Origin of the sequence: Gluconobacter morbifer G707, from assembly GCF_000234355.1 — a bacterium.
GTDB classification, from domain to species: Bacteria; Pseudomonadota; Alphaproteobacteria; order Acetobacterales; family Acetobacteraceae; genus Gluconobacter; species Gluconobacter morbifer.
Window position 1 is genome coordinate 547,428 of record NZ_AGQV01000001.1, and the last position, 23,727, is coordinate 571,154.

Consider the following 23,727-nt stretch of genomic DNA (forward strand, 5'->3'; position numbering starts at 1 on the left):
CCTTCTCTTGGCTGCTGGTTCCCTTCCTCATCCCGTTGCCGCCCTGCCGTCCACTCCGGATGGAGAAGGACCGGTCGTTCCCGTGCATGTCGCCATGATCATGGATGGGAACGGCCGCTGGGCGCATGCGCGCAAGCTGCCTGTGGCTGCCGGGCACCGGCAGGGGGCCGAGGCGGTACAGGACTGTGTGCGTTCGGCCATCCGTCAGGGTGTCCGTTATCTTACGCTTTACGCGTTTTCCTCGGAAAACTGGCGTCGCTCCGCGCAGGAAGTGGGTGATCTGACGTCCCTTCTGCGCTTTTACCTGCGTCACAAGCTGAACGAACTTCACGAGCAGGGCGTGCGTCTGCGCATCATCGGGGAGCCTGAGCGGTTTGAAGGTGCACTGCGGGAAGAGTTGCAGCGGGCGGAGGCCAAGACCCTCAATAATGAAACTCTGACCCTGACGCTGGCCCTGTCGTATGGTGGGCGGGCGGATATTGCGCAGGCCGCGCGCACGCTGGCCCTACGGGTCAGCCGGGGGGAACTGGACCCTGCCAGCATCGATGAGACGCTGCTGGCGGCTGCGCTCCAGACGGCTGACATGCCGGATCCGGATCTGGTCATCCGGACCAGCGGGGAGTGTCGGCTTTCCAATTTCCTGCTCTGGCAGAGCGCTTATGCCGAACTGGTGTTCATGGACGTCCTGTGGCCCGATTTCGGGGAAGCGGAATTTCTTGAGGCCCTGTCCCGCTATGCCGGGCGGAAGCGGCGTTTCGGAGGGCGGCCGTCATGAGTTCCTCCCGCTGGTCCGATCTTCGTCTGCGGCTGATGTCGGCGGTTGTGCTCGTTTCCGTCGCCGGGTTCTGTATCTGGCAGGGCGGTCCCGTTTATGACGCGCTGATCCTGCTGGCGATGTTCGGGCTGGTCTGGGAGGGCGAGACGCTTCTGGGGCAGCCTCTGAAAAGCTGGCGTGGCGTGCTGCTCCTTCTGTGGCCGCTCATCGCTGGGGCGGCGGCGCTGCACGGAGACTGGCGGAGTGCGGTGTGGATGGCCTTGCCTGCGCTTATGCTCGGTACTTTCCCTGCGATGCCCGTCATCGTGTCCATTTTCGGGGGGCTGTCGCTGCTCTGGCTGCGCCATCTCCCGGCCGGGATCCCTTCCGTCCTGTTTGTCCTGTCCGTCGTCATCGCGAGTGACAGCGCGGCTTATGTGACGGGGCGGATTTTCGGTGGACCGAAGCTTGCTCCCACCATTTCGCCGGGCAAGACCCGGTCCGGTGCCCTTGGCGGCCTGGTTGGTGCGGCCTGTGCCGGAGGTGCTGTCGCGTTTCTTTCCGGATCGGGGCATGTTGCGGGCGGTTTTGCGTGGGGCGCTGTTCTGGGTATGTTTTCCCAGAGCGGGGACCTGCTGGAGAGCGCCGTGAAGCGTCGTCTTGGCGTCAAGGATTCCGGGCGGCTCATTCCGGGGCATGGCGGTCTGCTGGACCGGTTTGACGGTCTTCTCGCGGCGGTCCCGCTGGCGGCCCTGCTGTCCCTGGCCGCGTCTGGCCAGGTTTTCTGGTCAGTTACACCCGCGGATCTGGCTGGCGGGTCTGCACATCATACCATTTCTCAGGGGAGTCTTTCGCATGACTGACGGTTCTGTCAGCGGGACACGGCGTCGCATAACCGTGCTGGGCAGTACGGGCAGCATCGGGACATCCACGGTGGATTTGCTCAGGCGGATGCCGGATGAAATCGAGGTCCGCGCTCTGGTGGGAGGGCGGAACGTGGCCCTTCTGGCCGAGCAGGCCCGGGAACTGAAGGCGGGACTCGCCGTCATTCATGACGAGGAGCTGCACGACGAGCTGAAGTCGCGTCTTGCCGGTTCCGGGGTGCGAACCGCCGCGGGGCGTCAGGCCGTCATTGAGGCCGGGGCGATGGAAGCAGACTGGACCATGGCCGCCATCACGGGGGCGGCGGGGCTAGAGCCGACACTCGCAGCCGCGCGCAATGGCCGGTCCGTGGCGCTGGCCAACAAGGAAGCGCTGGTCTGTGCGGGCGATGTGATGCTGCGCGTTGTGGCGGAAGCCGGGGCCAAGCTCCTGCCTGTCGATTCGGAACATAACGCCATTGCCCAGTCCTTGGGTGGCAACGACATGGAAGCGGTCGAAAAGATCATTCTGACGGCATCTGGTGGCCCGTTCCGGCAGTCCACGCTGGAAGAGATGCGGGCGGCTACGCCTGAAAAGGCGCTCCGTCATCCGACATGGTCGATGGGGGCGAAAATCACGATCGATTCAGCGTCCATGGCCAACAAGGGGCTGGAAGTCATCGAGGCTGCGCGTCTGTTCGGGCTCACGGAGGACCGGATTGATGTTCTGGTTCATCCGCAGTCGGTGGTTCATGGTCTGGTGCAGTTCCGCGATGGAAGTCTCGTCTCCCAGATGGGATCGGCCGACATGCGCATTCCCATCGCCCATACGCTGGCCTGGCCCCGGCGGATGGAGACCCCATGCGAACGGCTGAACCTTGCCGCTTACGGGCAACTGACCTTCGAAGCGCCTGACGAGGTACGGTTTGCGCCCCTGCGTCTGGCCCGGCAGGTCCTGCGGGCTGGTGGGGCGGCGCCGGCGGTGTTCTCGGCGGCCAATGAAGTGGCGGTGGAGGCTTTCCTGAACCGCCGGATTGGTTTCCTCGGCATCGGGGAGACGATTGACGCCGCCCTTCAGGCCATGACCGAAAATCCCGAACTGACGACGCTGGATGAGGTCCTGGCATGGGATGCCCGCGGGCGGGCGCTGGCGGAGGAGCACATCCTGCGGACCAGCGGGCGTCTGCGTAACGATGTGAGCGAGACCATTCTGCATGCATGATCTTCTGCGCACCATTCTGGCTTACGTACTGATCCTGGGCATTCTGGTCTTCATCCACGAGCTGGGACACTATCTTGCGGCCCTCTGGCGTGGTGTGAAGGTCGAGACATTTTCCATCGGTTTCGGACCGGCGATCCATCGCTGGTACGACAAGGCGGGAACCGAGTGGCGGATCAGCGCCATCCCTCTGGGGGGCTTCGTCAAGCCTCATGGATTCGAGGGGCCCGAGGAAGCCACGGACGAGCAGAAAGCCGCCTGGATCCCGGGCAGGACGTTTCATGACAAGCCGGTAGGATCACGTTCCCTCGTCATCGTCATGGGGCCGGTGTTCAATTTTCTTTTCGCAATTCTGGCCTTCACGCTGCTGTTCGCCGTTTATGGCAAGCCGGTTATTCGGGACAACATCACCCAGATTTCCGCCGGAAGCGCTGCGGCACAGGCTGGAATTCAGCCCGGTGACGTCATCACGAAAATTGGCAGCCTGACCATTCATGGCGCCGAAGATGTCATGTCCACGGTTGCATCGCGACCGGGCGAAAAGACGACCGTCGAAGTCCATCGCGGTACGCAGGACCTGTCTCTCCCGGTCACGCTGGGACAGATGAAAAGCGGCAACCATCAGGTGGGTCTGCTGGGGGTCGGTTTTGCGATCGCTCCGGGGCATCCGGTTTCCGTGCCGAAGGCCTTTGTCATGGGATTGCAGGAAACCTGGGCAAAATCGGTCCAGACCCTGCAGGGTGTCTGGCAGATCATCAGTGGCCAGCGCAGCGCCAAGGAACTCGGAGGAACGATCCGAATCGCCCAGCTTTCGGGGCAGGTGGCCAGTTACGGCATGGCCAGCATCATTTCTTTCATGGCGCTACTGTCCATCAATCTGGGACTGATCAATCTTTTCCCCATTCCTGTTCTCGATGGGGGAAGACTGGTTTTCTATATTGTCGAAGCCATTCAGGGACGTCCTGTCTCGCGCCGGGTCCAGGAGCTCGGAATGCAGATGGGAATGGCTCTGATCGGTGCGCTTTTTCTGTTTTCCACCTTCAATGATCTGAGCAATCTCGGCCTGTTCCACTGGATATTTCATGCCGGAAGCTGACGCTGTGAAATGAGTATTGTGCCGGGGGGCTTATCCCCGGTACTTTACGATACGTCAGGACGTCTTGCGTGGAGGGGGGATAATCGGATACCTCCCCAAGAGCGCGTCGTGTCAGGCGACTGCTAAAAAATCTGTTACAAGGAAAGCCGGTTTGTCAGGATCACGGTCAAGAGGTTCCCGGTCCACGCATATGCGTCTGATGCTGCTGACATCAGCGTGTCTGTTGCCGACCGCCCTCGGAACGGCTCAGGCCCGTTCTGTTCGTCATCAGCAGGCAGCAGCACACGCTGCAGCACCTGGCAGCAACATCATCCAGGCCATTTCGGTGAAGGGAAATACCCGCATCGAGACGAGCACCGTGCTGTCCTACATGGTGGCTCAGCCGGGTGATACGTTCAATCAGGATGACCTCGACCGCTCCCTGAAAACACTGTACGCGACAGGGCTGTTCAAGGACGTGACGCTTCATCGTGATGGCAACACGCTTGAGGTGGACCTGGTCGAGAACCCGATCGTGAACCGCATCGTGTTCGAAGGAAACCACGCGCTGAAGGATGAGGATCTCCGCAAGGAAATCAGCCTGCGTCCCCGTGCGGTTTTCTCGTCACAGACAACAGCCGCTGACCGCCAGAAAATCCTGAACCAGTATGCGGCGAAAGCCCGCTTTGGCGCCACCGTCACGCCGCAGATCGTGAAGCTGTCCCATAACCGTGTGGACGTGGTCTTCAACATCAATGAAGCCCAGCAGACCCTGATCAAGAAGATTGTCTTCGTCGGAAACCATGCTTTCAGCGAAGCACGTCTGGCGCAGGTTGTTTCTTCCAAGGAAACGGCCTGGTACCGCTTCTTCTCGTCTTCGGATGAATACAATCCCGAGCGCGTAAAGTACGACGCCGAACTTTTGCGTCGTTTTTACCTGCATAACGGCTTTGTTGATTTTCATATGATTGACGCCACAGGTGAGCTGGCGCCGGACCACAAGTCTTTTTACATCACGTTTACCCTTCATGAGGGTCCCCGTTACCGTATCGGGAAAATGGATGTCCGTTCCAGCGTGCGCCATGTGACGCGCGAGATGATGCTCAGCCATATCGAGCTGTTCAAGCATCAGTGGTATGACGGTACGGCGATCCAGAACAACACGACCAACATGCAGGAGTGGCTGCAGGCAGAAGGGCATCCCTTCGCCATGGTCCGTTCGGAAATTGCGCGAAATCCTGAAAAGCGCGTTGTGGATCTGCTCTTTGATATTACCGAGGGACCACATGTCTATGTCGAGCGCATCGACATCAACGGTAATACCATTACCCGTGATAACGTGATCCGCCGGAATCTGCCCATGGCGGAAGGCGACCCGTACACCCCGTTCGATCGCAAGTATTCCAAGCTGGCTCTTCAGGATCTGGGGTATTTCAAGAGCTCTTCGGTGGAGCAGACACAGGGCTCCGCTCCGGATCGTGTCAACGTCTCGGCCAATGTTCTTGAAAAACCGACTGGTGAATTCTCGCTGGGTGGCGGTTACTCGACTGACGTCGGTGTTCTGGGTAATGCGGCCGTCAAGCAGCATAACCTGCTCGGAACCGGTATTGACGCGGGTGTTTCCGGTACGGTGGCCTATTATGAAAAGCAGGCGGATATTTCCGTTACCGACCCGTACTTCCTGAACCGGAACCTCGTGGCTGGTGCGGATTTCTACTTCATCGAGAACGATTACCAGACGTATCAGAGCTATAAGGAAGCGCAGTACGGCATGAGCCTGCGGCTTGGGTATGCCTATAACCGCTACCTGTCGCAGAGCTTCAGCTACACGCTTGTCGATCGTGACGTCGGTAATTTCTACAGCAAATCCGCGGTAGCCCAGGATCCGTCCCTGATCGAGTGGGTGCCTTCGCAGTATGTTCAGGACAGTGCTGGCTGGTCCCTGCTGTCCCAGATCAGCACCTCGCTGACCTATGACCGTCGTGACCGTCGTTCCAACCCCCATTCAGGTTATATGGGCAAGATCGGTGGAGACTTTGCCGGTCTGGGTGGCAGTGCGAAATACTATCGTTTCAAGGCGGACGGAGCCTATTACCTGCCTCTCGACAGCGTGACGGGCAGCCATGACTGGACTTTCCAGTTCAAGGGTGGTGTTGGTTACATGGGCGACTGGAGTTCCAGCAGCGACAAGGACATCATCGATAACTTCTATCTTGGTGGTGAAAATCTGCGCGGCTTCCTTCAGGGTGGTGTCGGTCCTCGTTCGGGCCATATCTGCGGCGTTTCGCTGGTGGCGGGCAAATGCCCGAATGACGATTATATTCCGAAGCAGGGCCAGGAAGATCTTCTCGGTGGCCGCTTCATGTATACGGCTTCCGCCCAGCTGAATTTCCCGCTGCCCATGGGTGATGACCTTGGCGTTTCGGGGCGTGGCTTCATTGATGCCGGTAGTCTTGCCGACCTGCGTGTGAAACATAAGTACACGGACTACGCCCTGCGTTACAGCTCGACATACCCGTATACGCCGATCAATGGTGATACACTGACGCCGCGTGTTTCGGGTGGCCTGGGTATTTCCTGGAAAAGTCCGTTCGGTCTCGTGAACATTGACGGCGCGGTTCCCATCCGTCGCGAGAAGGGTGACCGTCTGTATCCGCTGCGTTTCGGCTTCGGGCAGCAGTTCTGAGTTTTGCTTCCTTATTCCAACCCCTTGCATAGAGGTTGTTCATGACCCTGTTTTCCATGATGCGCCCGGCTTCCGCCGGCGCGCTTCTGGCTGTTACCATTCTTGCCGTTTCTCCAGGCGCGCAGGCCCAGTCTGCCGGGAATGGCGGATGGTTTGTTCCGAAAACCGCCCATCCGGAAGCTCCCCCTCGGCAGGTTCGTCGCGTTCCCGTTGCTGCTCCTGCCGAACCGCAGGAAGAAGGGGAGAGCAGCGGACAGGCTGAGCCGCAGACGCCGCCCGTCCTGCCGCTGCCGCCCATTCCGACGCCTCCGACCATTGCCAAGGCAGCGCCTCCGCCGACTGCGGTGATTGGTGTTGTCAATGTGCAGGCCGTGATGCAGATGGCGAGCGCGGTGCAGGAAATCCAGCAGGTTCTGGGTGCGCGGCGTGACCGTCTTGCGCAGGCCGTACAGCGCGAGGAAGCCTCCTGGCGCGGGGAGCAGCAGAAGCTTCAGGCGCAGGCCCGCTCCCTGACATCCGATCAGATCCAGATCCGTGAGCGCCATCTGCAGGAGCGTCGCGCAAAGGACCAGCGGGATTTTGGTAATCAGGCCCGTGTCATTCAGGAAGCCGCATCCGTGGCGTTCCATCAGATCGAGCGTGAACTCGAACAGCCCAACGGCATCATCGCGGCCGTGGCCGGTTCTCACAACATGAACCTGGTTCTGCACAGCGAGCAGGTTGTTCTTCATGTCGGTGGTCAGGACATCACCGAGGAAGTGGCTTCGCAGCTGAACAAGACGCTGCCGCATGTCTTCATTCCTGCTGATGGTGTGGACCCTGAACAGCTGGCGAAATCCGGCAAGATGCCCACGACGGCTGATGAGCAACGTCAGGCTTCAGGACCGCAAGAGCCGGGACGGGTAGGTCCGCCGCCTGTTCCCCAGTCCATCCTGCGTCAGAATCACTAAGGCTTCTGTTTCGTGACCGAGATCTCTGCCAGCGAAGCCCGTCCGGGCGACGAACGTTTCTTTCTGCGTGCCGGTCCGTTTGGACTGGACCGGCTGGCAGAAGTCTCTGGAAGTAACCTCCAGCCCGCGCGCGAGGGAGAACAGGGCAGGCTGTTCCGGGGCGTGGCGCCGCTTCACGTTGCCGGCCCCGATGAAGTCAGCTTTCTGGACAACCGCCGTTACCTGCCTCTGCTGGCGGAAACAAAAGCCGGCGCGGTCATTCTCTCTCCGGCCTTTGCCGACAAGCTCCCGCCAGCAACGGCGGGGCTGGTCTGCAAGACGCCTTATCTGGCCTGGGCGCGTGTTGCTTCCCTTTTTCATCCGGCTTCGCCTTCGACGGGCTTCCGGCATCCTTCAGCCTTCGTGGGGAAGGATGCGGAGATCGGAGACAATGTTGAAATCGGGCCTTTTGCCGTCATCGAGGATGGCGTCCGCATAGGCGCGGGTTCCATCATCGGCGCGCATGCCACGATCGGTCGCAGTGTCGAGATCGGTGAGCGTTGCCGTATCGGGTCCCATACCAGTGTGTCTCATGCCCGCATTGGTCATCGTGTGATCCTGTATGCCGGGGCCCGTATCGGGCAGGACGGATTCGGTTTTGCGGTTGGTCCGAACGGGTTTGAGACGGTGCCTCAGCTCGGTCTTGTGGTGATCGAGGATGATGTGGAAATCGGGGCGAATTCGACGATTGACCGCGGGTCCATGCGTGACACTGTCATCGGAGCCGGAACGCGGATCGATAATCTGGTCCAGATCGGCCATAATGCCCGTCTTGGGCGTTGCTGTATCGTTGTCTCACAGGCGGGTATTTCGGGGTCCACGGAACTGGGCGATTTTGTCACGATTGCCGCGCAGGCCGGGTTGATCGGGCATATCAAGATTGGCTCGAAAGCCCGGATTGGCGCGCAGTGCGGGGTCATGTCCGATGTGGACGCAGGCGCGGATGTCATCGGCAGTCCTGCCATGCCATTCCGTGAATTTTTCCGGAATGTTGCCACGCTGCGGAAGCTCTCGAAAAAAAGTAGCGATTAAGAGCCTGCGTGATGGATGGCTTCCGGCAGGCAGCTTTGCTAAGGAAGCGCTCCGTGCTGTCGTCGCGACAGCAGATGACAGGCAACCCTATGCAAGGGCATGGTGAAGAAATGGATCGAGTGGACGCTCCGGCTGAACAGACAACCCCCGTGGCGACTGGGGCTGTGGAATCTCCCCAGGTTCCCGAGAGCATCGATATCATGCAGATCATGCAGGCGATCCCCCATCGCTATCCTTTCCTGCTGATTGACCGGATGGAAGGGATCAAGGCCGGTGAGGCCGCTGTGGGTGTCAAGAACGTTACGGTCAACGAACCGTTCTTCCAGGGGCACTTCCCGGCGCGGCCCGTGATGCCGGGTGTTCTGATTGTCGAGGCCATGGCCCAGACGGCTGCCACGCTGGTCGTGCTGACGCTTGGCAAGGCTTTCGAAGGGAAGCTGGTCTATTTCATGACGATCGAGAACGCGAAGTTCCGCCGTCCCGTCGGTCCTGGCGATCAGCTCCGCATTCATGTGGAGAAAGAGCGGTCCCGGGCGAATGTATGGAAATTCAAGGGCATTGCCCGGGTTGGAGACGTGGCGGTTGCCGAAGCAGTCTTCAGTGCCATGATTATGGGCTGATCCTATGCAGATGGCAGGCAAGCGACCCGAAACAGCAGAAATTCACGCAACGGCGCTCGTGGATGAGCGGGCCCGGATTGGCGAGAATGTGCGGATCGGCCCCTGGTGCCGCGTCGGCCCTCATGTCACCATCGCAGATGGCGTTCATCTGCATGCCTCGGTCATCGTGGATGGATATACCACGCTGCACGAGCAGGTTGAGGTCTTTCCCTTCGTCACGATCGGAATGGCGCCGCAGGACCTCAAATATGCCGGTGAACCAACCTTGTGCGAAATCGGTGCGCATACGGTTGTGCGGGAAAACGTGACCATTCATCGCGGTACGGCTCAGGGGCATGCCCTGACCCGCATCGGCTCGCGTTGCCTGATCATGGCCAATTCCCATGTCGCGCATGACTGCATGCTGGGAGACCGGGTCATCATCGTCAACAATGTGGTCATGGGTGGCCATGTCGAGATTGATGATGATGCCAAGATCATGGGATCCGCGGCGCTGCATCAGTTTGTCCGTATCGGCCGGGGTGCGGTTGTGGGCGGGGTCTGCGGTGTGGAAATGGATGTCATTCCTTACGGCAGTGTTCTCGGCAATAGGGCGCGGCTTGTCGGTCTGAACTGGATTGGCCTGAAGCGTTCGGGTGTCGGGCCGGAAGAGATGCAGGCCATGCGCCGGGCCTTCCGTACGCTGTATCCCCGTCATGGCAGCTCGGCTACGGTTCTGGAAACGCGCATTGCGGAGGTGCGTCGTGAGTACGGGCATCTGCCGCGGATTGCCGAAATGCTGGACTTTATGGAAGCGCCCAGCCGACGCGGGCTGACGCGGGTGGCGCGACAGGAAGGACAGTCCGAAACCGAAGGAGTCTGAGGGTGGGACGCGAGGGCTGCATTGGTATTCTGGCTGGATCGGGCCCTCTGCCAGCACAGGTCGCGGCAGTGGCGCAGGCCAAGGGACGGAAGGTCTTTGTGGTTGCCTTCCGTGACTTCGCGGATCTGGCTCTTCTGGCGCCTTACCCTCATGAAGTCATCCGGCTGGCCGCGGCCGGCGAAATCCTGAATGCCCTGAAAAGACATGGCTGTACCGATCTTGTGCTGATCGGTCCGGTGCGACGTCCGGCCTGGCGTGACCTGCGGCCGGATGCTGACGGTGCACGGATTCTGGCCCGGCTGGGGCGTGCCATTTTTTCCGGTGATGACGGCCTTCTGGGGGCTGTCGTTCGTGTGCTGGGAGAAGAGGGCTTTCATGTCCGGGGCGCGCATGAATTTCTCGAACATGCAACGGGTCATAGCGGAACGCTGGGCAAGGTCAGGCCGGACGAGCAGGCGCGGCAGGATATTGCGCGGGGCACGACCGTCCTGAAGGCAATGGCTGCGCTGGATATCGGGCAGGGCTGTGTGGTGCAGAATGGTCTTGTTCTGGCGGTTGAAGCGCTGGAGGGGACTGACGCCATGCTGAGCCGCTGTGGCAAGCTCATGCAGGCAGGGAGCGGCGGTGTCCTGGTCAAAATGCCCAAGACAGGACAGGATCTGCGCGCCGACATGCCGACCATCGGCCCGGCAACGCTGGAAAATGCGGCACGAAACGGACTGCGCGGTGTGGCGTTTCAGCCCGGTGTCACCCTCATGACGGACCCTGTCCATTGTGTGGAACTGGCAGATCGTTACGGCCTGTTCCTCTATGGGCTGACCGAAGAAGACCTGAAGGAAAAAGCATGAGTTCGTTTCTCCACACCATGATCCGGGTTCGGGACATTGACCGGAGCCTGGCGTTTTACAGCCTCCTGGGCATGAAGGAACTGCGGCGCAAGGAAGTCCGTGAAGGCCGCTATACCCTTGTTTTCATCGGATTCGCGGATAACGCTGCCGGGCAGGCCGAAATCGAGCTGACCTATAACTGGGATCAGGAAGAGGACTACAAGATCGGGACCGGTTTCGGTCATTTCGCGATCGGCGTTCCTGATGTGGCGGCGACCGTTGAAAAGGTCCGGACCGGTGGTGGCCTCGTAACGCGGGAAGCCGGGCCACTCAAGTTTGGAACGGTGGTTATTGCCTTCGTGCAGGACCCCGACGGTTACAAGACCGAACTCATCGAGAAGAAGTAGTTTTCTTCAGCAGATCCATGGCCTTTTCCAGCGATTCGACAATCATTTCGGCATTCTGACGGACCTTTTTGTCTGAATGGCTGGTCAGGGCATCTGCGCAGAGGAGAGCGGGGGCCAGCGCGTTGCGGAGATCGTGACGGAAGGTTCCCGAACTGAAGCGGGATGTGGGCGGGGATGTCTTGGCGGGAAAAGTCATGACATGAAGTTCCTGTAGGTCTGGCATTGACAGAAAAGGTCGGCCTGTTTTAAAGCCCGGGTCTCATTCACCGGGCGTTCCGTGCGCCCGTTCGGTGCGGATGTCCATAACGCAGGGACGCCGCTATGGATTTTAAGGATCGACGTCATGAAGCGCACGTATCAACCCTCCAAGCTGGTTCGTAAGCGTCGTCACGGTTTCCGTGCACGCACCGAGACTGTAGGCGGCCGCCGCATTCTCGCGAACCGCCGCTCCAAGGGTCGTAAGAAGCTGTCCGCCTGAGTATTACCCGCACTCCCGGCCGCCTGAAAAAGCGGCCCCAGTTCCTGCGCGTCGCCAGCAGGGGGCGGAAAGTTGCCGTACCCGGGATGGTCGTGCAGTTACTGCCGGATGACAGTTCTGCTGAAGCACGTGTCGGTTTTACGGTCACGAAAAAAGTAGGCAATTCTGTTATCCGTAACCGGACACGGCGCCGCCTTCGGGAAGCGCTTCGTCTGGTGGCCAAGGAGGAAGGTCTGCCGACAGGAGACTTCGTACTGATTGGCCGTGACAAGACACGACTCCGTGATTTTTCCGAACTGAAGGAGGACCTGAAAAGGGCGCTCCGCAAATGTCTGGAAAAATGAGAGGGATCATCAGTCGGGCCGTGACTGCCCTGATGCTGTCCCTCATCGATTCCTACAAGCTGTTCATCAGTCCGTATCTGGGGCGTAACTGCCGGTTTGAGCCGGGGTGCAGTACCTATGCCCTGCAGGTCATCAGGAGCCATGGTCCTCTGCGCGGCGGGTGGCTTGCCTGCCGGCGAATTCTGCGCTGCCACCCGTGGGCGAAGGGTGGAATCGACCTCCCTCCGGGCCCCCATCACCATTAAAAACGCGATGCGCCTATTGTTTTGAGCGCGGTTTTCGGCCACTTGAGGCGCAAGTACTTCTCAGTAAGACGAAAGACCGGCATCCGCCCGATGGACATCAAGCGTATTCTTGCGGCCACCATTCTCTCGGCCCTCATCCTGATCGGTTTCGACTATTTCATGCCGAAACCCCATCAGGACAGTCATCCCGTGATCCCTCATACGCCTGCGGCACAGGTCCAGAGCAGCCCGTCTGCACCGGCGGCTTCTGCCCCGGCTGCTGAAACCAGTGTGGTGGCGCGGCGGATTCCGGTCAGCAGTCCTGATGTCAGGGGTTCGCTGAATCTGAAGGGGGCCATGCTGGATGATCTGGTCTTGACGCATTATCGCGAGACGCTGGCCAAGGACAGTCCGCTGGTGCGTCTGCTGGACAATGCAGGCAGCAAGACGCCGACGTTCGTCGTGATCGGCTGGACCAATGCTCCGGGTTCCAACGCTGTGGTTCCTGACCTGAACACGGTGTGGGACAGTTCGGATGCGCAGCTTTCGCCGGAGCGTCCGGTCACGCTACGCTGGGATAACGGGCACGGTCTGACATTCATCATCCGGATTTCCCTGGATCAGCATTACATGTTCTCCGTCGAGCAGACGGTCGAGAACCATTCGGGTCAGCCGGTGTCGCTTCTGCCGTTCCAGCGTGTGCAGCGGGATTATCTGGCGCATGAAGGGACATGGACTGCTCATGAAGGCCCCATTGCCGTCATGGATGGCCGTCTGGAAGACGAAAGCTACAAGAATCTCCGCAAGGCCGCTGATCATCCGGACAACACCTACTGGGCCCAGAGTGGCACGCAGGGCTGGGACGGGATCAGTGACAAGTACTGGCTGACGGCCATTGCGCCGGAAGCGGGTGCGCCCGTTACGGCCGGTTTCAGGTATATTCCGGGTGCGCCGGGTTCATACCAGATCGGTTTTGCGAGCCAGAATGCCGTCCAGCTCATGCCGAACGCCTCCATCAGCCAGAAGACGCATGTCTTTGCCGGTGCAAAGGTGGTCAGCATGTTGCAGGCCTACAGCCATGACCTGCGAATCCCCGGTTTCGACAAGGCGATCGATTTCGGGTGGTTCAGCTTCCTGACCCGGCCGATCCTGTATCTTCTGCACTGGCTGTATGTGCATCTGGGCAATTTCGGTCTGGCGCTGATGGCTCTGACGCTGATCGTGAAGATCGTGCTGTTCCCGCTGGCGTCCAAGGCGGCGGTCTCTTCCGCACGGATGCGGATGCTGGCGCCAAAGATCAAGGAGATCCGGGAGAAGTTCAAGGACGATCCCATGGCGATGAACCAGCGGGTCATGGGGTTGTATCGGGAAGAGGGCGTCAATCCGGCCAGTGGCTGTCTGCCCGTTCTGATCCAGGCGCCGATCTTCTTCTGTCTTTACAAGATGCTCAACATCAGCATCGACGAGCGCCACGCGCCTTTCTTTGGCTGGATCCGTGATCTTTCGGTGCCGGACCCGACGAATGTGTTCAATCTGTTCGGTCTGCTGCCATTTGACCCGACGGCTTATGGTTCGTTCCTGCATGTCAGCGTCTGGGGCGTGGCCCTTGGTCTGACCTTCTGGCTGCTCCAGCGCCAGACGACGGTCAGTCTCGACCCCGCGCAGGCCCGTGTCATGCAGTTCACGCCGTTGATGTACGTGTTCATCATGTCCGGCTTCCCGGCCAGTCTTCTGGTGTACTACACGTGGAACAACCTGCTGACGTTTGCCCAGCAGACCTTCATCCAGCGGCGTACAAAGCTGCCGGTTCCCGTTTCGCCGCGTCGCTGAGGAAGCATGAAAGAAATCGCCGGTCCCCCGACCGAAGAGCAGATCGAAGCTGGCCGTCTCCTGTTTGCGGGGGACTGCCAGTTTTTCTTTGGCTCGCAGACCATTGACCAGCTTCCGCCCGTCGGGCGGCCGGAAGTGGCTTTTGCCGGGCGCTCCAATGTGGGCAAGTCCAGCCTGATCAATGCCCTGACGAACCGCAGGGCTCTCGCGCGGGCATCCTCCGAGCCGGGGCGGACGAAGCAGCTCAATTTCTTCAATCTGGCGGATCGTCTGACGCTGGTGGACATGCCGGGATACGGTTTCGCCAAGGCCTCCAAATCGGTCAAGGAAGACTGGCAGGGCATGATGTTCGCCTATCTGCGCGGACGGACGACATTGAGCCGGGTCATTCTTCTGCTGGATGCCCGGATCGAACTGAAGAAGTCCGACCGTGAGGTGATGGAACTGCTGGACCGTGCTGCGGTGGTTTTCCAGATTGTTCTCACGAAGTGCGATCAGGTCCGTCCCAAGGCACTTGAAGCCAGGACGGCGGAGGTTGAAGCCCTCGCGTTGAAACATGCGGCGGCCTATCCCCGCATCGTCTGCACCAGCAGCGAAACGGGCGAAGGCATTGAAGACCTGAGGGCGGAAATTGCCCGTTTTGCGGATCCGGTTCCAGCGGCAGGGGAAGGAGAGCGTCATCCATGAGCAAGAAGACCCATAGCCAGAAACTGCCGGAAGTTCCGCCGGTGGTTGATATGCAGGATGCCCAGCAGCAGGCGGCGATCCTGGCCAGGGCACTGCCCTATCTCCGCCGTTATGCAGGCGATACCATCGTCGTGAAATATGGCGGCCATGCCATGGGCGACGGCACGCTGGCCAGTGCGTTCGGATATGATATCGCGCTTCTCAAGCTCGTCGGGATCAATCCGATCGTGGTGCATGGTGGTGGCCCCCAGATCAGCGTGATGCTGGACAGGCTGAACCTGCGTTCGGAATTTGTGGATGGCTTGCGGGTGACGGACCAGGAAATGGTCGAAGTCATCGAGATGGTGCTCTCCGGGCGCGTGAACAAGCAGGTGGCTGAGCTGATCAACCGCGCCGGTGCCATGGCCGTCGGTATTTCCGGCAAGGATGGCAGCCTGCTTCAGGCCCGCAAGCTGATCCGGACGAAACGTGACGCAAAGACGGGCGCGGAGCAGGCTCTGGATCTCGGTTTTGTGGGACAGCCCCACAAGGTTGACCCGCGTGTGCTCTACGCTCTTCTGGGGTCGGGACTGATCCCGGTGGTCGCGCCCGTCGGGATTGGTGAGGATGGGGAGACCTACAACATCAATGCCGATACGGCAGCGGGCGCCATCGCAGGGGCAGTCAATGCATCCCGTCTGCTGATGCTGACGGATGTGCCGGGTGTTCTGGATGAAAATGGCAGTCTGATCGAGGAGCTGACGGCTGACGAAGCCTATCGTCGCATTGCCAATGGTTCGATTTCCGGCGGGATGATCCCGAAGGTCGAGACGTGCCTGGAAGCCGTCAAGGCCGGTGCGAAGGCAGCCGTCATTCTGGACGGACGGGTACCACATAGCTGCCTGCTGGAGCTCTTTACGCGGGCCGGCCCGGGAACGCTCATCAAGACCTGAGACGGACCGGCAGGCTTTATGGCGCTTCGTGTGAGAAGCACCATGTCCTGTTTTCGGCCTGTGCTTTCTGCAGGGCCTGCGTTGCGCGTTCCAGCAGATCATCCGGTGTTTCCGTCGCCCCTGCCTCGCGCGAGACAAGGCCGATGAACAGCGGCAGATGCACGGGAGGATCAATGATGATCGGGGCGCCGTGGGCCGTCATGCGTTCGGCCCGTTCCGCCATGGCGAAGCGGTCACCGCCATCGAGCCACAAGCCGAAACTGTTGTTCCCCAGCCGGGCAATGACATCCGTGGGGCGGATGGCCTTGCGCAGAACGGCGATGCACTGTCTGAGCGCCTCCTCGCCGGCCATGAAGCCATGGGTGAGGGCAATTTCGGTCAGGCCGGGGACATGCACCACCATGAGAGTTGCGGCCAGCTGTTCCTGGTCAAGCCGGCGGCTGCGGCGCTCCATTTCTTCTTTCAGTCCGTTCCAGTTCAGAAGATTGGAGGAAATGTCATAACAGGCTCCGGCCAGAAGCCTGCGATGAACGCTGTCGAGTTCCCAGAAACCTGCCAGCAGGCCGCAGACGGTCCGGACCAGTTCAGCCTCAGCGGATGAAAAGGGCTTTTCACGCCAGAGGACGAGGAAAAGCGGCGATTGGCTGCGGATGTTTTCGGTGAGCAGAAGGGCGTGCAGATGTCCGGTCTGGAGAAAACGGATCTGGTCCCCCAGGACGGAAGAGGGGGCGGGCGCCTGTGTCAGCAGGTTGGCCGGGGTTGGCCGGGATTCATGGAGCGGTTTTTCTGGTGCGGCCATGTCCGTCAGCGCGCCATCCGCTTTCAGTGCAGCCAGAAGGACGTCCATGGCGGAAGCGACGGCCAGACGCGGGACGATGGTGCATCGCAGAGCCTGGATGACCTGCTGGATGGTGCCGATGCCGCTGTTGTCAGGGGGAGAGGGCGGCTGGAGCTGCTGCTCGGGACCAATCCGGGCGGCAAGGCGGCGCAGTGTTCCCCGGAGGCCGGTCCTGTTGCCCTGTGTATCCAGAAGCTCGGAAGAGGAGAGAACGGCCATGCAGTGCAATCCTTTGAAGGTGGTGGGGTTCAGCAGGGTGCCTTTGTGCGGCCGCGAGAAATCCGTGTCAGGCCAGAGTGTTCTGACGTTCTGGCCAAGAAGCGGCTCTGTCGGCTGACCATCCAGCTGGTCCGGAAGGACGAGGGTGATGTTGCCGTCACGATCGGTTTCGAAAATCAGGTCGACAGACTGATGAAGCAGAAGACGCCAGCGTTCACGGCTTTTCAGGGCGGCCATCAGTAGAGGAAGCAGGTCCGGGGACAGGTCTTTGGTTCCTTCCGGCAGGATAAAGCTGTTTCAGATAAATCGCGGGAAAAAAGCCGCATATCTGGTGTCAGTGGGAATGGACTGTAGAGAAGCCTGCGGTTCGGGTCTGGTTTATTTCTCTAAACAGTAAGAGTTAAGCATCCTTTAACATTCCGCAAGGCCTTTCCATCCGGCAAGGGCCGTTGACAGAATCCGCCTTCAACCGCATGGTCCGGCGGTTTTCTGCTTCTTTTTCCGGACCGACCTCATGCAGCCTGATACTCTCCGCACTGCCATCGAAGCCCTCTGGGAGCGCCGCGCCACTCTGAACGCCCGCACCGAAGGGGCGGATCGTGATGTGGTGGAGCAGGCTCTGAGCGCACTGGACTCCGGCACGCTGCGCGTTGCCGAACCGTCTGAAAGCGGCTGGACGGTGCATGAATGGCTGAAAAAGGCTGTTCTGCTGTCTTTCCGTCTGAATGACAGCCGCGTCATGGAACGCGGATGCGGTGGCGAGCCGGCTTTTGACAAGGTGCCGCTGAAATTTGACGGCTGGGACCAGTTCCGCTTCGCCGAAGCCGGTTTCCGGGCTGTTCCGGGGGCGATCGTGCGCCGGTCCGCCTATATCGCTCCGAACGTGGTGCTGATGCCGAGCTTCGTGAATGTGGGTGCTCATGTGGCGAGCGGCACGATGGTCGATACCTGGGCCACGGTCGGTTCCTGCGCCCAGATCGGGAAGAACTGCCATATCAGCGGCGGTGCGGGTATCGGTGGTGTTCTTGAACCGCTTCAGGCTGCGCCGGTCATCATCGAGGATGACTGTTTCATCGGCGCGCGGTCCGAAGTGGCCGAGGGCGTGGTTGTCGAGAAGGGCTCCGTCCTGTCGATGGGTGTTTTTCTCGGCGCGTCCACCAAGATCGTGGACCGGGCGACCGGAGAGGTATTCATGGGGCGTGTTCCGGCCTATTCCGTGGTGGTCCCCGGGACGCTGCCGCCAAAGGAGCCGGGCATGCCTGCGCTGGCCTGCGCGGTGATCGTAAAGCGGGTGGATGAGCGGACCCGCTCGAAGACCTCCATCAACGATCTCCTGCGGGACTGAACCATGCCAGACTCCTCTTTTCCAACCGATCCTGTTCCGCTGGCGCGGGATCTGCTGCGATGCAGGTCCGTTACGCCGGCTGATGACGGGGCTCAGGCGCTTCTGGCGGCTGAACTGGAAAAGATGGGGTTCGAGGTTTTTGCGCTGCCTTTCGGGCCGCCTGATGCTCCGACGCCCAATCTGTATGCCCGGATCGGGCAGGGCCGTCCTTCCCTCTGCTTTGCCGGACATACGGATGTTGTTCCGCCGGGCGCGGGATGGACGCATGACCCGTTTGCCGCCGAACTGCGCGACGGGCGGCTGTACGGGCGGGGCATTGCGGACATGAAGGGCGGAGTGGCCTGTTCCGTGGCCGCCATTGCGCGGTTTCTGGAAAAGCATCCGCTGAACGGCTCCATTTCTCTCCTGCTGACGGGGGATGAGGAAGGGCCGGCCCGTTTCGGTACGAAACCTGTCATCGCATGGCTGGCGGTGCGGGACGAGCTGCCGGATTTCTGCCTGCTGGGTGAGCCGACCAATCCGACGGCCCTGGGGGATACGATCAAGATCGGGCGGCGTGGCAGCATGAATGCCGAGATCGTCGTCAATGGGGTGCAGGGTCATGTGGCTTATCCCCATCTGGCCGATAATCCGGTCCACCGTCTGCTGGCGGTCCTGATGGATCTGACCGGGCGGACGCTTGATGATGGAACGGAGTGGTTTGCACCGTCCTCCCTTCAGGTCACGAGCGTGGATGTCGGGAATGCGGCGACCAACGTCATCCCTGCAGACGCACGCGCTCGTCTGAATATCCGTTTCAATGACCGGCATACGGGCGCGGCCCTTTCGGACTGGATCAGGGCGACAGTGGCCCGACATGCTCCGGATGCGACGGTGGATATCGCCATCAGCGGCGAGGCGTTCCTGACGCAGCCGGGCAAGGCTGTGGAAGAACTTTCGCAAGCCGTCCGGCAGGTTACGGGCCGCACACCGAAGCTCGATACGGGGGGAGGGACGTCGGATGCGCGGTTCATCGCGCCGTTCTGCCCCGTGGCGGAATTCGGGCTTGTGGGTGCGACGATGCACAAGCGGGACGAGCATGTGGATGTCTCGACGCTTGAGGACCTGACACGCATCTATCTGACATTCATGGAAGGATTTGGCCTGTGACTCCAGAACGTCCAAACGGGCTTCCGCCAGTCAATGGCATGAGCATTCCGCTTGGGGTCTGGCTGCTGGGCCGCGGTCGGGCGGAGGGGATGAACTGTTTCGCCCCGGGGGCACAGGCGCTGCTGGGCGCTCTGGCCCCGACGATCGCAATGGCGCTGATCGGGCTCGGGCTGTCGTTCCTGCTACCGCACGACCAGCGTGGCATGGGACTGACGCGGGCGCTGGTCCCGCTGGTCTGTACGCTGGTCCAGCTTCTGGTTTCCGAACTCTATGCCAGTGCCCTGAGCCGCAAGGGCCTCTGGACGCGGTATGCCACGGCGTCGCTGTGGTGTGGGTGGCTTCCGCTGGTCATGCTGATCGTGGCGCAGGGCGTTCTGCGGCTGCTGCTGCCGGATGCCGCCGCGTCATCCTCGACGCTTGCCGGCATGGGGCTCGGGGTTCAGATCTACAGCCTGTGGCTCACCTGGTACGTGACGAAAGTGGGGCTGCTAACCACGGGCTGGCAGGCGGCTCTGATGACCGTCCTGCAGACTGTCGCTGTCATGATTCTGCTGACCGTTCTCTGGCTGCTGCCGCCCCATTACAACGCAGTCGTTGACATGTTTGGCACCGCCTACTGACGGGCCTGTTGGCTGAAGGGGTCTTCCGGGTAACCGACGCCCGTCAGGCACAGGCCTTCTGGCGGAGAGGTGGGGCCTGCCATGCAGCGGTTTCTGGCGGCCAGGGCCTCGCCCATCCTGTCGGGTGTCCATTGTCCCGAGCCGACGAGGGCCAGGGAGCCCACCATGTTCCTGACCTGATGATGCAGGAATGACCGGGCTTTCGTGTTGATGATGACGCATTCGCCTTCCCGGTGAACCGTCAGGACGTCAAGGGTGCGGATCGGGCTGTTCGCCTGACAGGCCGCGGCCCGGAAAGACGTGAAATCATGCTGCCCCAGCAGATGGTTTGCTCCCTCCTGCATGGCCTGCACATCGAGCCGGCGTCTGACGTGCCAGACCTGTCCTTCCATCAGGGCGGGACGGCTGGCGCGGTTCAGGATCGTGAAGCGGTAGCTGCGCCAGATAGCGGAGAAGCGGGCGCTCCAGTCCGCGGGGACGGAGGCGGCCTGCAGAACGACGACGCGGTGGGGCTTGAGGTGATAGTTCATGCCGTCCCGGATCTGACGGGCATCAATCTTTCCATCGGCCGGGAAATCGAGATGCACGACCAGCCCGGTGGCATGGACGCCGGCATCCGTCCGGCCCGCCGTAATGCTCGGAACGGGGCGGCCGCGAACCAGTTTCGTGGCGGCTGCTTCGATCAGTCCCTGGATGGACACGCCATTGGTCTGACGCTGCCAGCCGACATAGCCGGTACCGTCATATTCGATCCGGATGGCCCAGCGGACGAAGGCGGCTCCGGCGTCCGTTTCAGCCAAAACGCGTCCCTTTCGGCACGGGACGTCCGCGCAGGAAGTCCGGGACGCTCATCATGCTGCGTCCCGGTAGCTGAAGCCGCTCGAGGCGGATGGCGCCGTCTCCGCAGGCAATGGTCAGGTCGTCATCCAGCGTTACGCCCGCTTCGGCGCCCTGCCGGTCGGGGAGTGGTGTGACGGCGCCGATCTTGAGAACTGTGTCGCCCCATGTCGTGAAAGCGCCGGGCCATGGCGTGAAGCCCCGGACCTGACGGTCGATCTCGGCGCAGGAGCGTGTCCAGTCGATGCGTCCGTCTTCCCGTGTCAGGCGTTCGGCATAGGTGACACCGGTGCTGGGCTGCGGAACGGCGGGCGGCTGTTCTGCCAGTGCCCGCACGATCAGGCGGCCACTCATGGTTGCCAGACGGTCATGGAGGGTGGTTGCGGTATCCGTGGCGGAAATCGGTGTTGCCTCTTCCAGAAGCACGGCGCCGGTGTCCAGTCCTTCGTCCATCTGCATGATGGAAATTCCCGTCCGGGTGTCTCCCGCGACGAGAGCGGACTGGATGGGGGAGGCGCCGCGCCACCGGGGGAGAAGGCTGGCATGGATGTTCAGGCAGCCGAGACGGGGGGCGTCCAGCATCTCGCGCGGCAGGATCAGGCCATAGGCCGCCACGACGGCGGCATCGGCTTCAAGGGCTGCGAAGGCCGCATGTTCGGCCGGGTCCCGACGGACGCGCGCAGGTGTGCGGACTTCGATCCCCGCAGCCTCGGCGGCGTCATGGACGGGTGAGCGCCTGAGCGCCTTGCCCCGGCCCGCCGGGCGCGGGGGCTGCGTGTAGACGGCCAGAATGTCGTGACCTGCCTTCAGCAGGGCCTGAAGTGCCGGAACCGCAAAGTCCGGTGTTCCCATGAAGATCAGCCGCATGGGATCTCAGCGCCTTTTCAGTTTCTGCTCTTTGGCGAGACGGCGCATGATCATGTTGCGCTTGATGGTTGAAAGATGATCCACGAAAAGGATGCCTTCCAGATGGTCCATCTCATGCTGGATGCAGGTGGCCAAAAGATCGGATGCTTCCTTTTCGATGATGTCACCGGCCAGGTTGCGATACCGCACGCGAATGGATTCGGGACGGACCACTTCCGCGTACTGGTTCGGCAGGGAAAGGCAGCCTTCCTCGCGGACGGCCATCTGCTCGGAATCCGATACGATCTCCGGGTTGATCAGGACGATCGGTTCGCGCGGTGCATCCTCTTCGGCGACATCCACTAGGGCAAAACGCAGGCTGTGTCCGACCTGGGGGGCGGCCAGGCCAATGCCGGGCGCCTTGTACATGGCGGAAAACATGCCCGGAAGCTGCTCGCGGATGAAAGCCATGTCTTCGGGGCGGACGTCGCGCGTGACCTGCCGGAGGACCGGCTGCGGGGCGATCAGAATCGGGGTCGGCGGCACTTCGTCGATGCCGGACAGGAAATCGAATTCGCTCATATCCTGCGATGTAGCGGGAGGCAGCGTCTTGTGCCAGTCCCGCAGGCTCTTTCAGGCAGGGTTTGCGCCGTGAACGCTTGCATCCGGATCGCTCCCGCCCATATTCTTCCAGACACCCGGATGCCTCGAGGAGGGTCCGACGCCACGACTGTCTCGCTCATGGAGGAGGCTCAGCCCTTATGTCCGGTCGCCTGTTCACATCTCCGATGTTTCTCGGTTTCGATCATCTCGAGCAGATGCTCGAGCGTGCCGCGAAATCCACTTCGGACGGTTATCCTCCCTATAACATCGAACAGCTCAGTTCCACGGCCCTGCGGATCACGCTGGCGGTTGCCGGGTTCGTGATGGAAGACCTTCAGATCACGCAGGAAGACAACCAGCTCGTTATTCGTGGCCGTCAGACCGATGACAGTCAGGGGCGTGTCTTCCTGCACCGGGGGATCGCCGCGCGGCAGTTCCACAAGGCTTTTGTGCTAGCTGAGGGAATCGAAATCGGCGGCGCGTGGCTTGACAATGGCCTGCTGCACATCGATCTCCTCCGTCCCGAGCCGGAAGTCCGCGTCAAGCGGATCGCCATCACACAGGGGCGGCGGTCATCTTCTCCGTCCCAGACCGTCGATCATGATGTCGTTTCTCCCGTCATCAAGCCGCGGCGACCGCGTCCTGCGGCCCGTGATCTGGAAGACGACTGAGCTTTTTACGTCCGTTTCCGCGGATTTCTTCTCCTTTTTTCTCCTATTTCAGCCCGGCCCTGTCGCCGGGTTTCAGAAGGAACCGGCCTTGAACAACACCTTCCAAAACGGCGAGCCGGCGGAAGAAGTCCTTCCCGCCGATCTGCGTCAGATCACGGGACAGCAGCTTCGTACACTGGGCCTGTCCCAGCTGGCTTATGTGAAGTCCGTCATCCATGACGGAGAACTGGTCGTGGCGATCCATGCTGCGGACGGAACTCCGATGGCTGTGGCGGATGATGAGGAAAGCGCGCTGGACGCGATCCTCGAACATGAGATGATCCCCACCCTCCTGCAGTAAAGGACCACCCGGGTGAGCTCCACTTCCACCATTGCCCGTCACCTTGAGGAAGACCGTCTCTGCGGTGTCGTTGTCCATAACGGTCTCGCCTATCTCGCCGGGCAGGTCGCGGATGACGCCACGCTGGATACGGAAGGTCAGACGATCGATATCCTGCGCCAGATCGATTCTCTTCTGGCGTCCCTGGGGACGGACAAGACGAGGCTCCTTTCCGTGCAGATCTTTCTGACGGATATCAGCGAGATCGGCGCCATGAACCGGGCATGGGATGCGTGGCTTGACCCGGATCACAAACCGGCCCGGGCGACTGTTGAAGCCCGTCTTGCCGATCCTGACTGGCGGGTGGAAATCACGGCGATTGCTGCCCTGCGCTGACATCGGGTCTTTTTCGTCCCGAAAGGAAAAAAGCACGTCCCGTCAGCGTCAGGCGTGC

Annotated in this window: 28 protein-coding genes; 23 read left to right on the forward strand and 5 right to left on the reverse strand. The window is 61.0% G+C overall.

The window, feature by feature from the left end:
* Window positions 1-94: 94 nt before the first annotated feature.
* The 11 genes from uppS to gloA all read left to right on the forward strand — a co-directional run bounded on the left by uppS (window position 95) and on the right by gloA (window position 11,331).
* On the forward strand, window positions 95-775 hold the full coding sequence (gene uppS, locus GMO_RS02445) for a polyprenyl diphosphate synthase (RefSeq protein ID WP_245528435.1): 681 nt from the start codon (window positions 95-97) through the stop codon (window positions 773-775).
* The gene (locus GMO_RS02450) at window positions 772-1,617 is read left to right on the forward strand and encodes a phosphatidate cytidylyltransferase (RefSeq protein WP_008850675.1); all 846 of its coding nucleotides are present in this window, start codon (window positions 772-774) and stop codon (window positions 1,615-1,617) included. The genes uppS and GMO_RS02450 overlap by 4 nt, the downstream gene beginning before the upstream one ends.
* Window positions 1,610-2,836: a 1-deoxy-D-xylulose-5-phosphate reductoisomerase gene (gene dxr, locus GMO_RS02455; RefSeq protein ID WP_040507373.1), complete on the forward strand. Its 1,227-nt coding sequence runs from the start codon at window positions 1,610-1,612 to the stop codon at window positions 2,834-2,836. The genes GMO_RS02450 and dxr overlap by 8 nt, the downstream gene beginning before the upstream one ends.
* Entirely contained in the window at window positions 2,829-3,929 is a 1,101-nt protein-coding gene (gene rseP / locus GMO_RS02460; RefSeq protein ID WP_008850677.1) for an RIP metalloprotease RseP, read from the forward strand. Before dxr ends, rseP begins: the two co-directional genes overlap by 8 nt.
* A 190-nt stretch (window positions 3,930-4,119) precedes the next feature.
* Window positions 4,120-6,594 carry an outer membrane protein assembly factor BamA gene (gene bamA / locus GMO_RS02465; RefSeq protein ID WP_008850678.1) on the forward strand — a complete coding sequence of 825 codons (2,475 nt, stop codon included), beginning with the start codon at window positions 4,120-4,122 and terminating at the stop codon, window positions 6,592-6,594.
* 56 nt (window positions 6,595-6,650) lie between these two features.
* Window positions 6,651-7,544, forward strand: coding sequence for an OmpH family outer membrane protein (locus tag GMO_RS02470; RefSeq protein WP_040507375.1), 894 nt, complete (start codon window positions 6,651-6,653; stop codon window positions 7,542-7,544).
* Between the two features lie 12 nt (window positions 7,545-7,556).
* Window positions 7,557-8,615, forward strand: coding sequence for a UDP-3-O-(3-hydroxymyristoyl)glucosamine N-acyltransferase (gene lpxD, locus GMO_RS02475; protein ID WP_008850680.1), 1,059 nt, complete (start codon window positions 7,557-7,559; stop codon window positions 8,613-8,615).
* Between the two features lie 110 nt (window positions 8,616-8,725).
* Window positions 8,726-9,235: a 3-hydroxyacyl-ACP dehydratase FabZ gene (gene fabZ / locus GMO_RS02480; protein ID WP_040507677.1), complete on the forward strand. Its 510-nt coding sequence runs from the start codon at window positions 8,726-8,728 to the stop codon at window positions 9,233-9,235.
* Between the two features lie 4 nt (window positions 9,236-9,239).
* Window positions 9,240-10,097: an acyl-ACP--UDP-N-acetylglucosamine O-acyltransferase gene (gene lpxA / locus GMO_RS02485; RefSeq protein WP_008850682.1), complete on the forward strand. Its 858-nt coding sequence runs from the start codon at window positions 9,240-9,242 to the stop codon at window positions 10,095-10,097.
* Between the two features lie 2 nt (window positions 10,098-10,099).
* On the forward strand, window positions 10,100-10,945 hold the full coding sequence (locus GMO_RS02490) for an LpxI family protein (protein WP_008850683.1): 846 nt from the start codon (window positions 10,100-10,102) through the stop codon (window positions 10,943-10,945).
* Window positions 10,942-11,331 carry a lactoylglutathione lyase gene (gloA, locus tag GMO_RS02495; protein ID WP_040507376.1) on the forward strand — a complete coding sequence of 130 codons (390 nt, stop codon included), beginning with the start codon at window positions 10,942-10,944 and terminating at the stop codon, window positions 11,329-11,331. The genes GMO_RS02490 and gloA overlap by 4 nt, the downstream gene beginning before the upstream one ends.
* On the opposite strand, the gene GMO_RS02500 is transcribed toward gloA, so the two are convergent.
* The gene (locus tag GMO_RS02500) at window positions 11,315-11,527 is read right to left on the reverse strand and encodes a hypothetical protein (protein ID WP_245528411.1); all 213 of its coding nucleotides are present in this window, start codon (window positions 11,525-11,527) and stop codon (window positions 11,315-11,317) included. The genes gloA and GMO_RS02500 overlap by 17 nt on opposite strands.
* A gap of 147 nt (window positions 11,528-11,674) precedes the next feature.
* On the opposite strand from GMO_RS02500, the gene rpmH reads away from it, so the two are divergent.
* From rpmH to argB, 6 genes are all read left to right on the forward strand, one after another.
* Entirely contained in the window at window positions 11,675-11,809 is a 135-nt protein-coding gene (rpmH, locus tag GMO_RS13705; protein ID WP_083813583.1) for a 50S ribosomal protein L34, read from the forward strand.
* A gap of 2 nt (window positions 11,810-11,811) precedes the next feature.
* Window positions 11,812-12,153: a ribonuclease P protein component gene (gene rnpA, locus GMO_RS02505; protein WP_040507378.1), complete on the forward strand. Its 342-nt coding sequence runs from the start codon at window positions 11,812-11,814 to the stop codon at window positions 12,151-12,153.
* Entirely contained in the window at window positions 12,150-12,398 is a 249-nt protein-coding gene (yidD, locus tag GMO_RS02510; protein WP_040507380.1) for a membrane protein insertion efficiency factor YidD, read from the forward strand. The genes rnpA and yidD overlap by 4 nt, the downstream gene beginning before the upstream one ends.
* Window positions 12,399-12,488: 90 nt before the next feature.
* Window positions 12,489-14,207 carry a membrane protein insertase YidC gene (gene yidC / locus GMO_RS02515; RefSeq protein WP_008850687.1) on the forward strand — a complete coding sequence of 573 codons (1,719 nt, stop codon included), beginning with the start codon at window positions 12,489-12,491 and terminating at the stop codon, window positions 14,205-14,207.
* 6 nt (window positions 14,208-14,213) lie between these two features.
* Window positions 14,214-14,894, forward strand: a complete 681-nt coding sequence (gene yihA, locus GMO_RS02520; protein WP_008850688.1) for a ribosome biogenesis GTP-binding protein YihA/YsxC — start codon at window positions 14,214-14,216, stop codon at window positions 14,892-14,894.
* Window positions 14,891-15,826, forward strand: coding sequence for an acetylglutamate kinase (gene argB / locus GMO_RS02525; RefSeq protein WP_008850689.1), 936 nt, complete (start codon window positions 14,891-14,893; stop codon window positions 15,824-15,826). The genes yihA and argB overlap by 4 nt, the downstream gene beginning before the upstream one ends.
* A 16-nt stretch (window positions 15,827-15,842) precedes the next feature.
* On the opposite strand, the gene GMO_RS02530 is transcribed toward argB, so the two are convergent.
* Entirely contained in the window at window positions 15,843-17,120 is a 1,278-nt protein-coding gene (locus GMO_RS02530; protein ID WP_008850690.1) for a diguanylate cyclase domain-containing protein, read from the reverse strand.
* Window positions 17,121-17,397: 277 nt separating this feature from the next.
* Here GMO_RS02530 and dapD point away from each other — a divergent pair, with 277 nt between their 5' ends.
* The 3 genes from dapD to GMO_RS02545 are packed head-to-tail and all read left to right on the forward strand — an operon-like array spanning window position 17,398 to window position 19,997.
* Entirely contained in the window at window positions 17,398-18,228 is an 831-nt protein-coding gene (gene dapD, locus GMO_RS02535) for a 2,3,4,5-tetrahydropyridine-2,6-dicarboxylate N-succinyltransferase (RefSeq protein WP_008850691.1), read from the forward strand.
* Window positions 18,229-18,231: 3 nt separating this feature from the next.
* Window positions 18,232-19,377: a succinyl-diaminopimelate desuccinylase gene (gene dapE / locus GMO_RS02540; protein ID WP_008850692.1), complete on the forward strand. Its 1,146-nt coding sequence runs from the start codon at window positions 18,232-18,234 to the stop codon at window positions 19,375-19,377.
* On the forward strand, window positions 19,374-19,997 hold the full coding sequence (locus GMO_RS02545; RefSeq protein WP_040507382.1) for a hypothetical protein: 624 nt from the start codon (window positions 19,374-19,376) through the stop codon (window positions 19,995-19,997). Before dapE ends, GMO_RS02545 begins: the two co-directional genes overlap by 4 nt.
* Here the strand turns inward: GMO_RS02545 and truA are convergent.
* From truA to def, 3 genes are read right to left on the reverse strand one after another with little or no spacing between them, the layout of a single operon-like run.
* The gene (gene truA, locus GMO_RS02550; RefSeq protein ID WP_008850694.1) at window positions 19,991-20,797 is read right to left on the reverse strand and encodes a tRNA pseudouridine(38-40) synthase TruA; all 807 of its coding nucleotides are present in this window, start codon (window positions 20,795-20,797) and stop codon (window positions 19,991-19,993) included. The genes GMO_RS02545 and truA overlap by 7 nt on opposite strands.
* The gene (fmt, locus tag GMO_RS02555; RefSeq protein ID WP_008850695.1) at window positions 20,790-21,701 is read right to left on the reverse strand and encodes a methionyl-tRNA formyltransferase; all 912 of its coding nucleotides are present in this window, start codon (window positions 21,699-21,701) and stop codon (window positions 20,790-20,792) included. Before fmt ends, truA begins: the two co-directional genes overlap by 8 nt.
* Window positions 21,702-21,707: 6 nt before the next feature.
* On the reverse strand, window positions 21,708-22,262 hold the full coding sequence (gene def / locus GMO_RS02560) for a peptide deformylase (RefSeq protein ID WP_008850696.1): 555 nt from the start codon (window positions 22,260-22,262) through the stop codon (window positions 21,708-21,710).
* A 179-nt stretch (window positions 22,263-22,441) separates the two neighbouring features.
* Between def and GMO_RS02565 the strand changes: the two genes are divergently transcribed.
* The 3 genes from GMO_RS02565 (at window position 22,442) to GMO_RS02575 (ending at window position 23,669) form a co-directional block, all read left to right on the forward strand.
* Window positions 22,442-22,954: an Hsp20 family protein gene (locus tag GMO_RS02565; protein ID WP_008850697.1), complete on the forward strand. Its 513-nt coding sequence runs from the start codon at window positions 22,442-22,444 to the stop codon at window positions 22,952-22,954.
* 88 nt (window positions 22,955-23,042) lie between these two features.
* Window positions 23,043-23,294, forward strand: a complete 252-nt coding sequence (locus GMO_RS02570; protein WP_008850698.1) for a DUF1150 family protein — start codon at window positions 23,043-23,045, stop codon at window positions 23,292-23,294.
* 12 nt (window positions 23,295-23,306) lie between these two features.
* Complete coding sequence (locus GMO_RS02575) at window positions 23,307-23,669, forward strand: RidA family protein (RefSeq protein ID WP_008850699.1); 363 nt, start codon at window positions 23,307-23,309, stop codon at window positions 23,667-23,669.
* The last annotated feature ends 58 nt before the right edge of the window (window positions 23,670-23,727 follow it).

Bases quoted from the DNA above. Each gene is read 5' to 3' on its own strand.
- uppS (WP_245528435.1), top strand. From the start codon at position 95: ATGATCATGGATGGGAACGGCCGCTGGGCGCATGCGCGCAAGCTGCCT.
- GMO_RS02450 (WP_008850675.1), top strand. From the start codon at position 772: ATGAGTTCCTCCCGCTGGTCCGATCTTCGTCTGCGGCTGATGTCGGCG.
- dxr (WP_040507373.1), top strand. From the start codon at position 1,610: ATGACTGACGGTTCTGTCAGCGGGACACGGCGTCGCATAACCGTGCTG.
- rseP (WP_008850677.1), top strand. From the start codon at position 2,829: ATGCATGATCTTCTGCGCACCATTCTGGCTTACGTACTGATCCTGGGC.
- bamA (WP_008850678.1), top strand. From the start codon at position 4,120: ATGCGTCTGATGCTGCTGACATCAGCGTGTCTGTTGCCGACCGCCCTC.
- GMO_RS02470 (WP_040507375.1), top strand. From the start codon at position 6,651: ATGATGCGCCCGGCTTCCGCCGGCGCGCTTCTGGCTGTTACCATTCTT.
- fabZ (WP_040507677.1), top strand. From the start codon at position 8,726: ATGGATCGAGTGGACGCTCCGGCTGAACAGACAACCCCCGTGGCGACT.
- lpxA (WP_008850682.1), top strand. From the start codon at position 9,240: ATGCAGATGGCAGGCAAGCGACCCGAAACAGCAGAAATTCACGCAACG.
- gloA (WP_040507376.1), top strand. From the start codon at position 10,942: ATGAGTTCGTTTCTCCACACCATGATCCGGGTTCGGGACATTGACCGG.
- GMO_RS02500 (WP_245528411.1), bottom strand. From the start codon at position 11,527: ATGACTTTTCCCGCCAAGACATCCCCGCCCACATCCCGCTTCAGTTCG.
- rpmH (WP_083813583.1), top strand. From the start codon at position 11,675: ATGAAGCGCACGTATCAACCCTCCAAGCTGGTTCGTAAGCGTCGTCAC.
- yidD (WP_040507380.1), top strand. From the start codon at position 12,150: ATGAGAGGGATCATCAGTCGGGCCGTGACTGCCCTGATGCTGTCCCTC.
- yidC (WP_008850687.1), top strand. From the start codon at position 12,489: ATGGACATCAAGCGTATTCTTGCGGCCACCATTCTCTCGGCCCTCATC.
- yihA (WP_008850688.1), top strand. From the start codon at position 14,214: ATGAAAGAAATCGCCGGTCCCCCGACCGAAGAGCAGATCGAAGCTGGC.
- argB (WP_008850689.1), top strand. From the start codon at position 14,891: ATGAGCAAGAAGACCCATAGCCAGAAACTGCCGGAAGTTCCGCCGGTG.
- GMO_RS02530 (WP_008850690.1), bottom strand. From the start codon at position 17,120: ATGGCCGCCCTGAAAAGCCGTGAACGCTGGCGTCTTCTGCTTCATCAG.
- dapD (WP_008850691.1), top strand. From the start codon at position 17,398: ATGCAGCCTGATACTCTCCGCACTGCCATCGAAGCCCTCTGGGAGCGC.
- dapE (WP_008850692.1), top strand. From the start codon at position 18,232: ATGCCAGACTCCTCTTTTCCAACCGATCCTGTTCCGCTGGCGCGGGAT.
- fmt (WP_008850695.1), bottom strand. From the start codon at position 21,701: ATGCGGCTGATCTTCATGGGAACACCGGACTTTGCGGTTCCGGCACTT.
- def (WP_008850696.1), bottom strand. From the start codon at position 22,262: ATGAGCGAATTCGATTTCCTGTCCGGCATCGACGAAGTGCCGCCGACC.
- GMO_RS02565 (WP_008850697.1), top strand. From the start codon at position 22,442: ATGTCCGGTCGCCTGTTCACATCTCCGATGTTTCTCGGTTTCGATCAT.